Consider the following 14,271-nt stretch of genomic DNA (forward strand, 5'->3'; position numbering starts at 1 on the left):
GTGGCCGCCAGTTCCGGATCCGGATCTGCCGGGGGGCAGCCGCCGGTCATTGCGGTCGTCGGACCCACCGGCTCAGGGAAATCCGACCTCGCGGTCGATTTGGCGTTGGAACTTGACGGGGAGGTCGTCAACGCCGACGCCATGCAGTTCTACCGCGGCATGGACATCGGAACAGCAAAGATCACCGAGGCCGAGCGCAGGGGAGTCCCGCACCATCTGCTGGACATCCTGGACGTCAACGAGGAGGCGTCGGTGTCGGACTTCCAGCGGCGGGCAAGGGCCGCCATCGCGGACATCCACCGGCGAGGCAGGCGCGCGATCCTCGCCGGAGGCTCCGGGCTCTACGTGCGTGCCGCCCTGGACGTTCTGGAATTCCCGGGCACCGATCCGGAGATTCGTGCACGCCTTGAACGGGAAAACGATGCCGCCGGGACTGGCCCGCTCCTCGAACGCCTCCAGGACGTTGACCCGGTTTCTGCAGCCCGGCTGGGGGATGCCCGCCGGATCATCCGGGCGCTGGAGGTTTTCGAACTAACGGGACGCCCGTTCAGCTCGTTCATGCCCAGCCGGGAGTACTTCCAGCCCGCCGTGCAGATCGGCCTTGACGTTGACCGGGACGTGCTGAAGGAGCGCCTGGCTGACCGCGTCCACCGGATGGTTGACCACGGGCTGCTGGCTGAGGTTGAGAGGCTGGATGCGGCCGGGCTGCGTCGCGGGCGGACCGCGCCCCGTGCCCTGGGTTATGCCCAGTTCCTCAAAGTGCTCGACGGCGAAGCCGACGTTGCGCAGGCAGCCGAGGAAACCATTGTGGCCACCAGGCAGTTCGCCCGCCGCCAGCTCACCTGGTTCCGGGCCGACCCGCGGATCACCTGGCTGGGCTGGCGGGACCCTGACCTGGCGGCCAAGGCCGCGGCACTGTGCCGTTGAGAACCACTGTGCCGTTGAACCACGCTGCTGTTGAACCATTGTGCTGTGCCGCTGTGCCGCTGTGCCGCTGTGCCGCTGTGCCGCTGTGCCGCTGTGCCGCTGAACCCGGGACCCATCTCCGCGAAGCGCCGGGGCTGCAACAGCAGGCTGTTTTCCGGCCCCTGTAGCGTGCAGGTAACCTTGAACCATGGATGAAACCCTTGCAGAAGCCGCTGAGCGAACCATCTCACACCTGAGCGGTCTCCGCTTCTCCAAGGGCCACGGCACGGGCAACGACTTCGTCCTGATTGCTGATCCGCAGGGCATGCATTCCATTTCCTCCGAACAGGTGGCTGAATTGTGCGACCGCCACCGGGGCATCGGCGGAGACGGACTTATCCGCGCCGTCCCGTCCCGGCTGCTTGACGAAGGCCGCCAGCTCCTGGCCGAACACCCCGACGCCGAATGGTTCATGGACTACCGCAACGGTGACGGCTCCCTGTCCGAAATGTGCGGCAACGGCGTCCGGGTCTTCGTCCACTTCCTCATCGCCGAGGGCCTGGCGGACATCCCGCCGGGCGGCTCGCTGACCATCGGCACCCGCGGGGGCGTGAAGACCATTGTCCGCACTGCCGATGGCTACGCCGTGGACATGGGGCCCTGGGAGTTCATCTTCCCCGGCGAGGCTGCGGCCCGTGCCATGGATTCCCTCGTCAGCGCCGACGGCTTGGAAGTGCCGCGCCCGGCGCTATCCGTCAGCATGGGAAACCCGCACACCGTCGTCGCCCTGGCCGAACTGTCCGAACTCGAGGGCACGAGGCTCTTCACCGCGCCGCACGTCGATCCCACGCCCCCGAACGGCACCAATGTCGAGTTTGTCGTCCCGGCCGAGCCGCTGGTCCACGAGGGTGTGGGCACGGTGACCATGCGCGTGCACGAGCGCGGGGTCGGTGAAACGCAGTCGTGCGGTACCGGCGCATGCGCCGCCGCCGTGGCGATCCGTCACTGGGCCGGCCAGGGCGCTCCGGACGCCTGGCAGGTGAAGGTGCCCGGCGGCGTTGTCGGGGTTAAGTTCTTCACCGTGGCCGACGGGCACGAGCACGTGGAGCTCAGCGGCCCGGCAACGATCGTTGCTAGCGGGACGCTTTCCTGACCCGCAGGATCCGGAACGATTTCGACGTGCTCTCGCGGGTCACCGAGAAGGAATCGTCGAGCGCCTCCGCCAGCCAACGCTGAAGCGAATCGGAACCAAGGTTCTTCTGCACCACCAGCCATGCCGAGCCTCCCGGCGCGAGGCGCGGCAGCCAGAGCATCAGCAGCGAATGCAGTTCATCCTTGCCGATCCGGATCGGCGGGTTGGACCAGATGGTGTCGAACCGGAGCTCCGGGTCCACCTCCTCGGGCCTGCTCGCGGTGACATTGCCCAGGCCCAGCACGGCCGCGTTCTCGTTGGTGAGGGTGATGCAGCGTTCATTGACGTCCACGGCGTAGACGTGCGCATGCGGGGCCCGGAGCGCCATTGTCAGCGCTATGGCGCCCCAGCCGCAGCCGATGTCCAGCAGGTTTCCCTGCGGCGCCGGAGCCGGAACCTCCGCGAGGAGGACAGCCGTGCCCTTGTCGATCCCGTCCGGGCTGAAGATGCCCGAGGAGGTCTGCAATTTCCGCGTTTCACCCGCCAATTCCACCGTGAGCGGCTTGCGGGTAAACGGCCCTGCGGGCGAGGCGCTGAAATAGTGGGCAGACTCCATAACTGGCCAGATTAGTGGGCCGTCCGCCGGATGGGAAACCGGACGCCGCCCGTCTGCTAATCTGGGAGGCATGTTCTTGATCTTTGAGTAGCGGCCCTTGAACGGTCTGCCCTGAAGCCCGGCTTTTTCATGCTGCCGGCCCGGGGCACGCCACCGTTTCCGGAGCGATGCAGGCTTTTACCTTCCGCCCGGACGCCGCAGTGCACTCACTGCCGAATGCAGCCCTCACTCAGATCAATCCGGCCCACGGCCTGTCCGCCGCGGGCACCCAGGAGCGTCCATGCCCCATCATCGTCAGCCCAGCGCGAATTCCGCGCCCCCGGCAAGCAATCAGCACTATTCTGAAGATGCAGAATCTTTTAAGGAGACCATGACCAGTCAGCAAAATTCCGGATCCGAGCCAGCGGCCCAGGACATGAGTCCTGAGGAAATCCAAGCTGTCATCGACCGGATTCTCTCGAAGGACGTCCCGGCGCGGAATGCCCCGGCTGAGGACGGCTCGGGAGCCGGAAGCAGGGCCGTCTTCGGCAAGGCCCAGGCCATCTCACGGCTTGACGACGAACACAGCATGTTCGACGGCGACCAGCAGGACCTCGAGGAGCGCCGCGCCCTGCGCCGCACGGCAGGGCTGTCCACCGAACTGGAAGACGTCACCGAGGTCGAATACCGGCAGCTGCGTCTCGAGCGCGTGGTCCTGGCTGGACTGTGGACCGAGGGAACCCTGGCCGACGCCGAGAATTCCCTGCGCGAACTTGCGGCGCTGGCCGAAACCGCCGGCTCGGAGGTGCTTGACGGGCTGGTCCAGCGGCGGGCCAAGCCGGATCCCGGAACGTTCCTGGGCTCGGGCAAGGCGCTGGAACTCAAGGATGTGGTGATGTCCACCGGCGCCGACACCGTGGTGGTGGATGCGGAGCTTGCGCCGTCACAGCGCCGCGGGCTTGAGGACATCGTCAAGGTCAAGGTCATCGACCGCACGGCGCTCATCCTCGATATCTTTGCCCAGCACGCCAAGAGCCGGGAGGGCAAGGCGCAGGTGGAGCTGGCTCAGCTCGAATATTTGCTTCCTCGCCTCCGCGGCTGGGGTGAATCCATGTCCCGCCAGGCCGGTGGCCAGGTGGGCGGCGCAGGCGCCGGCATGGGTTCGCGTGGTCCCGGTGAAACCAAGATCGAATTGGACCGGCGCCGGATCCGTACGCGGATGGCCAAGCTGCGGCGTGAAATCGCGGCGATGAAGCCAGCGCGCGAGACCAAGCGGGCCAACCGCCGTCGTAATGCCGTTCCGTCTGTGGCTATTGCCGGATACACGAACGCGGGCAAGTCCTCATTGCTGAACCGGCTCACCGATGCTGGTGTCCTGGTGGAAAACGCTCTGTTCGCCACGCTGGACCCCACGGTCCGCAAGGCCGAGACCGCGGACGGCCTGGGCTACACGCTCGCCGACACCGTGGGGTTCGTCCGTTCGCTTCCCACCCAGCTGGTGGAGGCTTTCCGCTCCACCCTCGAGGAAGTCGCGGACGCGGACCTGATCCTGCACGTGGTGGACGTCTCGCACCCCGATCCGGAGGGGCAGATCGCCGCGGTGCGCTCTGTGTTCGCCGAAGTGGACGCCCGCAAGGTGCCCGAGATCATCGTGCTGAACAAGGCGGACGCCGCCGACCCGTTCGTCGTCGAGCGCCTCAAGCAGCGCGAACCGCGCCACGTCGTGGTGTCGGCACGTACGGGCCAGGGCATCCCCGAGCTGCTAAAGGCCATCAGCGAGGCGATCCCGCGGCCCAACGTCAAGCTGGAGCTGCTGGTTCCGTACCACCGCGGCGACCTGATCAGTAAACTCCACGACTCCGATGCAGAGATCCTCAGCCTGGATCATGAAGAGGGCGGCACCCGCGCTGTGGTCATGGTCCGGGAAGGCCTCGCGGCTGAACTGGAATCCTTCATCAACAATGACTGACCGGGCGGTGGACCACGCCGCGGCCACGGCCGGTGAGGAATTCGTGATCGAACTCCTCGACCGCGCCGTGGCCGGCATGGGCGGACAAAGCCGCAGCGGCCAGCACGAGATGGCGCGGCAGGTGGCCCGGGCGATCGAAACCGGCGACCATCTTCTGGTCCAGGCGGGCACCGGCACGGGCAAGTCCCTGGCCTACCTGATCCCGCTCATCGCGCACGCGCTCGAGAGCGACAAGCCCACCCTGGTATCCACTGCAACCCTTGCGCTGCAGACGCAGATTGTCGGCCGCGACCTTCCCCGGCTGCTGAAGACCATCACTCCAGCGCTGGAGCGGCCCGTCAAAGTGGCACTCGTCAAAGGCCGTTCCAATTACGTCTGCCGGCACAAGCTCGAAGGGGGCTTCCCCTCCGAGGAGCCCTCCGAGGGCCAGCTGTTTTCCCTGGGTGAGGACACCAGCGTTCCGCACTTTGCCGCAGCCATGGGCGGCCCCTCCTCACAGCTGGGCAAGGAAGTGGTCCGGCTCCGTGAATGGGCGGAAAAGACCGCCACGGGCGACCGTGACGAACTGCTCCCCGGCGTGACAGACCGTGCCTGGCGGCAGGTGTCTGTCACCTCCATGGAATGCCTGGGCGCCCAGAAGTGCCCGCTGGCGGCCGAGTGCTTCAGCGAACTTGCACGCCACGACGCCGCCGAGGCCGACGTAGTGGTGACCAACCACGCCATGCTGGCCGTCAGCGCCTTTGAGGGCCTTGCGGTACTGCCTGAATATGACGTGGTGGTGGTGGATGAGGCCCACGAGCTCCAGGACCGCGTCACCGGCGCCGTCTCCGGGCAGCTGTCCGTGGCCATGGTGCATGCCGCGTCGTCGGGAGCCCGTAAACATACGGGCATCACGGTGGACGCACTCAACAACGCTGCCGCCAACCTGGAGCTCGCCCTCGCCGGGGCTCCCAGCGGGCTGCTTCCCAACGGGCTCAACGATGAGCAGCTCGACTGTGTTGACCAGCTCCGCGAGGCCTGCCGGGCGGCGCTCTCCGATTCCAAAGGGGACAGCAATTCCACGCCCGACGGCGGGAGGCAGCTCGCGCGGTCCCGTCTCCTCGTGATCCTGGAACTGTGCGAACGGCTAATTGCGGCGCGGGAAAACCGCGAAGTGGTGTGGCTGTCGCGGAACAGCAGCTTCGACCCGCAGCAGGGCTATTCCGCCCCGGACGAGTCATCGCCCGCGCTGATCAATATCGCCCCGCTGAGTGTTGCCGGACGGCTGCGGGAAGGCCTGTTCGCCGGCCACACGGTGGTGCTGACCTCCGCCACGCTCGCCATTGGTTCAGCGTTCGAACCGGCTGCAGGCGGACTCGGCCTCGTGGGCGAGGGGGCACCCAGCTGGACGGGCGTGGACGTCGGGTCGCCCTTCGACTACCCGAAGCAGGGCATCCTCTACGTGGCCAGCCACCTGCCGAAGCCGGGCCGCGGAACATCGCCTGAAGCGCTGGACGAACTGGAAGGGCTGATCCGCGCCTCCGGCGGCGGAGCGCTCTGCCTCTTCTCATCCCGCCGCGCTGCCGAAGACGCTGCCGAGGCATTGCGGCCCAGGCTGGATGTCAGCGTGCTTTGCCAGGGCGATTCAACGATGACAGCACTTGTCAAACAGTTCGCTGACGAGCCGGACACCTGCCTGTTCGGCACCATGTCCCTCTGGCAGGGCGTGGATGTTCCCGGGGGCTCCTGCCGGCTGGTCGTCATCGACAGGATTCCGTTCCCCCGGCCGGATGATCCGCTCATGACCGCACGCTCCCGGGCCGTTGCCCAGGCCGGCGGCAACGGCTTCATGTCCGTTTCAGCCATGCATGCAGCCATCCGGCTGGCCCAGGGTGCCGGCCGCCTGATCCGGTCCACGGATGACAAGGGGGTGGTGGCCGTACTGGATTCGCGGCTCTCGACTGAACGCTATGGCGGATTCCTCCGTGCTGCACTCCCACCGTTCTGGCCTACGACGGACCGGAAGATTGCCGTGGCGGCGCTGGAACGGCTCGCCCGAGCACGCTCCTAGGCCAGGGTTCTGCAGCGGAGGGGGTCCTGCGCCGGGTTTCTGCCGCGCTCCGGGTTCCGGGAATAGTCCCGGAAACCCGAGCGTGGGGGCCTGGTCGTGGAGGCCTGGTCGTGGAGCCCTGCGTCGTGGAGCCTAGAGCGAACGCAGTACGGACACGACCTTGCCCATGACTACCGCGTGGTCTCCCAGGATGGGCTCGTACTGGGTGTTCTGCGGAAGCAGCCAGGTGTGGCCGTCCCGCTGCCGGAACGTCTTCACGGTTGCTTCGTCGTCGAGCAGCGCTGCCACAATGTCCCCGTTGACGGCGTCGCTTTGCCGCCTCACTACCACCCAGTCACCGTCGCAAATCGCGGCGTCCACCATGGAGTCACCGGCAATCCTCAGCATGAACAGTTCGCCGTGGCCAACAAGCTGGCGGGGCAAGGGCATGAGCTCCTCGACCACCTGGTCCGCAAGGATGGGGCCGCCGGCGGCAATCCGGCCCACGAGCGGCACCATGGCGGTGTCCGTTGCGCTGGGAAGTTCGCCGATGGCCGCACCGCCCACACGGGGGAGCTTGGCCTCCTTTTCCCCGGCGGCGGTCTTTGGCAGGCCCACGTCCAGGGTCAGCGGCATGAGGACTTCCATGGCCCGTGGCCGCTTCGGATCCCGCCGCAGGTAACCGAGCCTCTCGAGCTGCGAGAGCTGGTGGGTGACGCTCGACAGGCTGGCGAGGCCAACGGTGTCGCCGATCTCCCGCATGGAAGGCGGGTAACCGTTCTCGTTGACCGACCGCTGGATGGTTTCCAGGATCTTCTTCTGACGGACGGTCAGGCCCTTGGGTGTCCGCTGAGACCGCTGGCTGCGCTGGGTAGCCTTGCCGTCGGAGGCTTGTGCTGCCATGTTCGCCAACGCCTTTCGTTTCCACCCGGCTTCCGTGGCTGCAGTTGCCGGGAACTTCCGGCCTGAAAATGTCAGGCCCTGCTGATCAACTGCAGAAGTGGTTGTTCTTTGATTCCAAACGTAGGCCAGCCATGCGGCTTTTTCAAACATTTGTTCTAGCGAGTCTCGACTTTGTTCGTTGATAAGTGCTAAAACTGAGGAAATAAAGTTCGAACATGTGTTCTAGTTCAGCTGCGGAGCGTGCCCGGATCTTCGAATACCCGCCCATGCCGGCGGGCCGGACACAACGGGCAGCACAGAGTGGTCCAGGAGGGCTCAGTTCATGTCAGCTTCAACAGCAGTTCACCATTCACGTCCGCAGGGTGCGCAGCAGGGCAGGCCTCCGCGCCTGCGGCTCACCCGCCGCGGCCGGATCGTCCTGATCGGGTTGCCGCTGGTTCTTCTGGCCGCGCTGCTCCTGTCGCTCACCGGACTGCTGAATTCGCCGGCCAAGGCGGCCGATACAGCAAGCGGGTTATCCGTGACGAAGACAGTCTCCGTGACGGTACAGCCGGGGGAATCCCTGTGGGTCATTGCCGGGGCCGTTGACCCCACCCGGGATCCGCGCGATGTCATCGCGGATATCGTCCAGCTGAACGACCTGGAGATGGGCAAGGTTCTGCCCGGGCAGCAACTGTTTGTTCCGTCCAAGTAGGCCGCTTGCCGCTGGAACCGTCACAGTTTCCTGCTCGCCGCCGCGGGCACTTAAACTGTCCAAGTGAGTGACCAGCTTGAGCGACTGAACCGACTGCCCCTTCGGACCAACCTGCGGGGGCTGACCCCTTATGGGGCGCCGCAGCTGGACGTGCCGATCCTGCTCAACGTCAACGAGAACACCCATGGTGTGCCGGCGGACGTCAGGGCCGCCATTTCAGAGGCCGTGACAGAGGCAGCAGCAGGACTCAACCGCTACCCCGACCGCGAATTCACCGAGCTCAGGGAAGCCCTGGCGGAGTACCTGGGACATGACCTCGCCGCCGCCAACATCTGGGCGGCCAACGGCTCCAACGAAGTCCTCCAGCAGATTCTCCAGGCCTTTGGCGGCCCAGGCCGCACGGCTCTGGGCTTCCCGCCCACGTACTCCATGTACCCGCTGCTGGCCAGCGGCACGGACACCGAATACATCGTGGGACAGCGCGCCGACGACTATGGCCTTAGCGCGGAGTCCGCCGCCCGCCAGGTCCGGGACCTGCAGCCGAACGTCGTCTTCCTCTGCTCACCCAACAACCCCACCGGCACAGGCCTGGGCCTGGATGTCGTCGAAGCGGTCTACGAGGCCGGCGAGGCCAGCCAGACCATCGTGATCGTGGATGAGGCGTACCACGAGTTCGCGCACGACGGCACCCCGAGCGCCCTCACCCTGCTGCCGGGACGCGAGCGCCTCATCGTCTCCCGGACCATGAGCAAGGCGTTTGCGCTGGCAGGCGCCCGTCTCGGCTACATGGCCGCGGCCCCCGAAGTCACGGACGCCCTGCGCCTTGTCCGCCTGCCGTACCACCTGTCCGCCATCACCCAGGCCACCGCCCTGGCAGCCCTCCGGCACCGCGAGGCGCTCATGGCCGACGTCGAGGACATCAAGCGGCAGCGGGACCGGATCGTCACAGAACTCACGAGGATGGGTCTGCGCCCTGCGGCCTCGGATTCCAACTATGTGTTCTTCGGGGGTCTCGAAAGCCCGCACGAGGTCTGGCAGGGGCTGCTGGACTCCGGCGTCCTGGTCCGGGACGTCGGCATCCCCGGACACTTGCGGGTCACTGCCGGCACTGAGACGGAAACCACAGCCTTCCTCGAGGCGCTGGAAAGCATCCTGGCCAGGCAGGCTGCTCTTCCGGCCTAAACTTGAGGGTAGAACCCTGCAACGTCTGCGCCCTCCTTCGTCAAAAAGGACACTTATCACTATGAACGACACCGGAATCACGGCTGCCGACCGAACCGCACGCCTCGAGCGTGCCACCAGCGAATCTTCCGTTCTGGTGGAGATCAACCTCGATGGCACCGGGGTGTCGGACATCAGCACCTCGGTCCCGTTCTACGACCACATGCTGACCGCGTTGTGCAAGCACTCACTCATCGACGTGACCGTGAAGGCAACCGGCGACATCCACATCGATGTGCACCACACCGTTGAGGACGTGGCCATCACGTTCGGCGAGGTGCTCCGGACCGCCCTCGGCAACAAGGCCGGCATCCGCCGCTTCGGCGAGGCAACAGTGCCCCTGGACGAAGCACTCGCGCACGCTGTCGTCGATGTCTCAGGTCGGCCCTACCTGGTCCATGGCGGAGAGCCGGCGGGCCAGGAGTATCACCTGATTGGCGGCCACTTCACCGGTTCGCTCACACGGCACGTCTTCGAGGCCATCACGCTGCACGCCGGTATCTGCCTACACATGAATGTGATCGCCGGGCGCGACCCGCATCACATTGTCGAAGCCCAGTTCAAGGCCTTCGCCCGGGCGCTGCGGGCCGCTGTGGAGCCCGATCCCCGCGTTGAGGGCATTCCGTCCACCAAGGGGGCATTGTGACCGGCAAAGTGTTGCGGGAGGGCGCCATCATTGACCCCTCGGCCACCGTGAAGCTCCCTTCCCCGGAAGGGAAACCCACCGTGACGGTCCTGGACTACGGGTCGGGCAACGTGCGGTCGGCGGTCCGCGCCCTGGAACGGGCAGGTGCTGAAGTCATCCTGAGCTCCAAGCCTGAGGACGTCCTGAATGCGGACGGCCTGCTGGTTCCGGGAGTCGGGGCCTTTGAAACCGTGATGCGCGAACTGAAAGCCGTGGACGCCATCAGGATGATCGGACGCCGCGTGGCCGGCGGCCGGCCCGTCCTGGGCATCTGCGTAGGCCTCCAGGTGCTCTTTGAGGCTGGGGTGGAACACGGAACCGAAGCCGAGGGAATGGGGGAGTGGCCAGGCAAGGTTGAGCTCCTTCCGGCGGACGTCGTTCCCCACATGGGATGGAACACCGTAAAGGTTCCGGAAGGCTCCAAGCTCTTTGAGGGCGTGGAGAATGAACGCTTTTACTTCGTGCACTCCTACGGTGTGCAGACCTGGGACTTCGACGTCGTACAGCCGCGTATGGCCGCGCCCCTCGTCACCTGGTCCGAGCACGGCGGCCCCTTCATCGCCGCCGTGGAAAACGGTCCGCTGTGCGCCACACAGTTCCACCCGGAAAAGTCCGGGGATGCCGGCGCGCGGCTTCTCCGGAACTGGGTGAATGGGCTGCGCGCCCACAGCCGGAAGGCAGCACCGGCAGCCAAAGTGCCCGCTGACTCAACGCTCGCGGCTGACACAACGCCCACGGCTGGGACCTAGATGTGGTCCGTAGTCCTGATGGGGCTTGCCGGCCTGCTGGTCGGCGGGGCCGTGTCCTTCAGGCAGCAGAAGAAGCCGCTCTGGATCCAGATCGGGTTTTACGTGCTGGCCGGAATGGCGCTGCTGGCCGCTTACCTGCTGACGTTGCCGGCAGCCTGATTCAGGCCCGGCGCCAATTGAGTGCCGGCATTGAACGCCGCCCTTGAACGCGAACACTGAATGCCCCGGTGCTGAACAAACAGCGCCAACTGAAACAGCGCCACCAGGAACCTGCGCTACACGAGAACTGAGGACCCGAGATGATCAGCCAAACCGATCTGCCGGCACTGGAACTGCTTCCCGCCGTCGACGTCGTTAACGGCCAGGCCGTGCGCCTGGTCCAGGGCGAGGCCGGCAGCGAGACCAGCTACGGCACGCCGCTGGAAGCAGCCCTGAACTGGCAGCAGCAGGGTGCCGAATGGGTGCATCTCGTGGACCTGGACGCAGCCTTCGGCCGAGGGTCCAACGCAGAGCTTCTGCGCGAAGTAGTGGGCCGGCTGGACATCAAAGTGGAGCTCTCCGGGGGCCTGCGCGACGACGAGTCGCTGGAAAAGGCCCTGGACCTCGGCGTGGCCCGGGTCAACCTCGGGACCGCCGCCCTGGAAAACCCCGAATGGACGGCGCGGGCCATCGACCGCTTTGGTGACCGGATCGCCGTCGGGCTCGATGTTCGGGGGACCACGCTGGCCGGCCGCGGCTGGACTAAGGAAGGCGGTGACCTCTGGGACGTACTGGGCCGCCTCGAGGAAGCAGGCTGCGCCCGCTACGTCGTCACGGATGTGACCAAGGACGGCACGCTCCAGGGGCCCAACGTTGAGCTGTTGCGGCAAATGGTGGAAAAAACCGGCAAGCCCGTGGTGGCCTCAGGCGGCATTTCGAGCCTGGACGACCTGAAGGTCCTGCGTTCCCTGGTGCCGCTGGGCGTCGAGGGCGCGATTGTCGGCAAGGCCCTCTACGCAGGCGCCTTCACCCTGCCGGAGGCCCTCGACGTCGCCGGCCGCCGCTAAGCTGCCAGCCATGGCCGAGCATGGGCTGACCCCACGTGCCAATGATGGGGCGGCATCGGACCAGCCGCAGGGGCGCCGGCTCCCGGGGCACATCGAGGCTGCCCTTGCCGGTGCGGGCGGCGCTGCGGACTCGGCCGGCCAGCCCTGGGCCGGGAGAAGTCTCGCCGGCGAGAACGCGAGCAGCCACAACTTTGAGGACGACGACGGCACGGCGGACAATGCCTATCTCGCCGCAGTTGACGCGTTGCTCAGTGGCGAAGGCGATGAAGCTGAGGTTGTCGCGTCGCTGGCTGCAGCACGTGTTTTCGTTCCGGTCGTGGCCCAACTGGCCGAGGAAGCCGAAGGTGTGGGCGGGCTGCACGCCGACAAACAGGCGGACATGGCCCTCGTGACGCTCAAGGCGCCGGACGGGCGGCTGGCGATGCCGGTATTCAGCTCATCGACAGCGTTGGCAGCATGGCATCCGGAGGCGAGGCCCGTGGCGGTTTATGCGCCGAGGGCCGCGCTGTCGGCAGTGGCCGAGGGGGCTGAGCTGCTGGTTGTGGATCCGGGTTCAGAGGTCACCTTCGTGGTGCGCCGCCCTGCGGTCTGGTCGCTTGCCCAACAGCATCAATGGGTTCCCGCCTACCGCGATCCGGAGCTGGTCCGCATGCTGGAGTCGGCAGCGGCTGCGTGGCCGTCTGTCCGCCACCTGGAAGTCCTTCCCGGGGAAGGCGTGGCAGCCTCGACCGCCTCCGGCCGCCGGATCCCGGGCGGGGGTCCCGGACCGGAGCTCCGCGTGGTGCTGTACCTCGAGGACGGGCTGGATGCCGCCGGCGTCCAGTCCCTCGTCGCCGGCCTCCAGAATGAGTGGAGCCGGAATGTATTGTTCGGCGAGCGTGTTGACTCGATCGAAGTGAAGCTGAGGCGCGCCGCGCAGTAACCGCAGGTCATGGATGCGGTCCGTCCTTTGCTTCCCGCCAGCGGAACGAAGTGCCACCCGTGAATTTCACCCTGTACCGGGAGTTGCTGGCCATCAGGCCGATACGCCGGCTCCTGGTGGTCGGCATGATCGCCCGCATCCCCCATTCGGCCGCCGGGGTGCTGCTGACACTGCACATCGTGCTCACCCTGGGGGAGGGCTATGCAGCTGCAGGAACAGCAGCTGCCGTCATGACCCTCGGTATTGCTCTTGGCGCCCCATGGCACGGCCGCCGCGTGGACGCTGTGGGACTCCGCACGGCACTGATCCCGTCTGTGGTATCCGAGACCGTCATCTGGTCCGTGGTGCCACATGTGTCCTATCAGTGGCTGCTGCCGCTAGCGTTCTTGGGAGGGCTGCTGACGCTGCCCATCTTCAGCGTCGTGCGGCAGTCGCTGGGTGTGCTGAGCGACGGTGACCAGCGCAGGACGTCCTTCGCCCTCGATGCCATCAGCACCGAGATGGTCTTCATGATTGGGCCTGCGGCCGGCGCGGTTGTGGCCACGAGCGGGCACTCCGTCCTCGGCCTGACCATCGTCGGCGTCTCCACGTCCCTGGCCGGACTGTTTCTGATGTGGTTCAACCCGCCCACCCGCAGCGCTGACCGCGACGATGCTTGCGGGCCGGAGCAGCAGGAGGCCGCGGAAGTAGCGGTGAACGATGCCGCCCATGCCCACGTCCGGGAGGCGGCCGCCGAACTGGGACGGGAGCCCGCGGGCAACCCGCCGCACAGAAGTCTGCGGAGCAAGGTCGCGCACAATTTCAGATGGTTCACAGCAGCCGTGGCAGCTGTCTTTGCCGTCGCGGCGGGAGCCGGAATGGTGCTCAGCGGCACCGACGTGGGGATCGTGGCGGCATTGGAAACCGGCGGCCACCAGGCGGAAATCGGGATAGTTTTCCTCTTCTGGTGCGCCGCGTCAATGGTTGGCGGCATCATCTATGGCGCGATGCACCGGCCCGTTTCGCCGATCATGCTACTGCTGGGAATGGCAGCCCTGACTATCCCGATGGGATACGCCACCGACACCCTGACCCTGAGCCTGCTGGCACTGCCTCCCGGCCTTCTGTGTGCGCCGGTGCTTTCGGCAGCATCAGAGAAAGTGGCAAACCTTGTGGACGAGGCGCGGCGGGGCGAAGCGATGGGCTGGTATGGATCGGCGCTGACGGCCGGTGTGGCGCTTGGAGCGCCGTTGGCGGGGCTTTTTATCGACGGCGTTGGACCGTCGGCCGGCTTCGTTTCCGTGGGCTTGGCCGGTGTCATGCTCTGCGCCACCGGCATCGTGCTGCAGCGCCGACGGGCGGCGGGGCAGAAGGAAGCTGACGGGCAAAAGGATGCTGCCCGAGCATAGGGAGAAGGCGGAGCCCTCACCGCAGAACGACG

Annotated in this window: 14 protein-coding genes; 12 read left to right on the forward strand and 2 right to left on the reverse strand. The window is 66.4% G+C overall.

Going from position 1 to position 14,271, the window contains the following annotated elements; translation table 11 throughout:
• Both miaA and dapF read left to right on the forward strand, forming a co-directional pair.
• A complete protein-coding gene (gene miaA, locus J7E80_RS06590) occupies nt 1-927 on the forward strand; it encodes a tRNA (adenosine(37)-N6)-dimethylallyltransferase MiaA (protein ID WP_215050661.1) in 927 nt (308 codons plus the stop codon).
• Between the two features lie 187 nt (nt 928-1,114).
• Nucleotides 1,115-2,059 (forward strand): diaminopimelate epimerase, encoded by a 945-nt coding sequence (gene dapF / locus J7E80_RS06595; protein ID WP_215050662.1) that lies wholly within the window; start codon nt 1,115-1,117, stop codon nt 2,057-2,059.
• Here the strand turns inward: dapF and J7E80_RS06600 are convergent.
• Nucleotides 2,040-2,654, reverse strand: coding sequence for a class I SAM-dependent methyltransferase (locus tag J7E80_RS06600; protein WP_215050663.1), 615 nt, complete (start codon nt 2,652-2,654; stop codon nt 2,040-2,042). The two genes, dapF and J7E80_RS06600, sit on opposite strands and share 20 nt — an antisense overlap.
• A gap of 370 nt (nt 2,655-3,024) precedes the next feature.
• On the opposite strand from J7E80_RS06600, the gene hflX reads away from it, so the two are divergent.
• Entirely contained in the window at nt 3,025-4,602 is a 1,578-nt protein-coding gene (gene hflX, locus J7E80_RS06605) for a GTPase HflX (protein WP_215050664.1), read from the forward strand.
• Entirely contained in the window at nt 4,595-6,652 is a 2,058-nt protein-coding gene (locus tag J7E80_RS06610; RefSeq protein ID WP_215050665.1) for an ATP-dependent DNA helicase, read from the forward strand. The genes hflX and J7E80_RS06610 overlap by 8 nt, the downstream gene beginning before the upstream one ends.
• 132 nt (nt 6,653-6,784) lie before the next feature.
• Here the strand turns inward: J7E80_RS06610 and lexA are convergent, their stop codons facing one another.
• Complete coding sequence (lexA, locus tag J7E80_RS06615) at nt 6,785-7,534, reverse strand: transcriptional repressor LexA (RefSeq protein ID WP_215050666.1); 750 nt, start codon at nt 7,532-7,534, stop codon at nt 6,785-6,787.
• Between the two features lie 322 nt (nt 7,535-7,856).
• Between lexA and J7E80_RS06620 the strand changes: the two genes are divergently transcribed.
• From J7E80_RS06620 to J7E80_RS06655, 8 genes are all read left to right on the forward strand, one after another.
• Nucleotides 7,857-8,228 (forward strand): LysM peptidoglycan-binding domain-containing protein, encoded by a 372-nt coding sequence (locus J7E80_RS06620; RefSeq protein ID WP_215050667.1) that lies wholly within the window; start codon nt 7,857-7,859, stop codon nt 8,226-8,228.
• Between the two features lie 63 nt (nt 8,229-8,291).
• Nucleotides 8,292-9,410 (forward strand): histidinol-phosphate transaminase, encoded by a 1,119-nt coding sequence (locus tag J7E80_RS06625; RefSeq protein ID WP_215050668.1) that lies wholly within the window; start codon nt 8,292-8,294, stop codon nt 9,408-9,410.
• Nucleotides 9,411-9,471: 61 nt separating this feature from the next.
• Nucleotides 9,472-10,095, forward strand: a complete 624-nt coding sequence (hisB, locus tag J7E80_RS06630) for an imidazoleglycerol-phosphate dehydratase HisB (protein WP_215050669.1) — start codon at nt 9,472-9,474, stop codon at nt 10,093-10,095.
• Entirely contained in the window at nt 10,092-10,883 is a 792-nt protein-coding gene (hisH, locus tag J7E80_RS06635) for an imidazole glycerol phosphate synthase subunit HisH (protein WP_215050670.1), read from the forward strand. Before hisB ends, hisH begins: the two co-directional genes overlap by 4 nt.
• Nucleotides 10,884-11,042 carry a hypothetical protein gene (locus J7E80_RS06640; protein WP_215050671.1) on the forward strand — a complete coding sequence of 53 codons (159 nt, stop codon included), beginning with the start codon at nt 10,884-10,886 and terminating at the stop codon, nt 11,040-11,042.
• Between the two features lie 140 nt (nt 11,043-11,182).
• Nucleotides 11,183-11,929, forward strand: a complete 747-nt coding sequence (gene priA / locus J7E80_RS06645; RefSeq protein WP_215050672.1) for a bifunctional 1-(5-phosphoribosyl)-5-((5-phosphoribosylamino)methylideneamino)imidazole-4-carboxamide isomerase/phosphoribosylanthranilate isomerase PriA — start codon at nt 11,183-11,185, stop codon at nt 11,927-11,929.
• Between the two features lie 10 nt (nt 11,930-11,939).
• Nucleotides 11,940-12,851 (forward strand): SseB family protein, encoded by a 912-nt coding sequence (locus tag J7E80_RS06650; RefSeq protein WP_215050673.1) that lies wholly within the window; start codon nt 11,940-11,942, stop codon nt 12,849-12,851.
• Between the two features lie 59 nt (nt 12,852-12,910).
• A complete protein-coding gene (locus tag J7E80_RS06655; protein ID WP_215050674.1) occupies nt 12,911-14,239 on the forward strand; it encodes an MFS transporter in 1,329 nt (442 codons plus the stop codon).
• The last annotated feature ends 32 nt before the right edge of the window (nt 14,240-14,271 follow it).

Source organism: Arthrobacter sp. ISL-28 (genome assembly GCF_018613875.1).
In the GTDB taxonomy this organism is placed as follows: Bacteria; Actinomycetota; Actinomycetes; order Actinomycetales; family Micrococcaceae; genus Arthrobacter.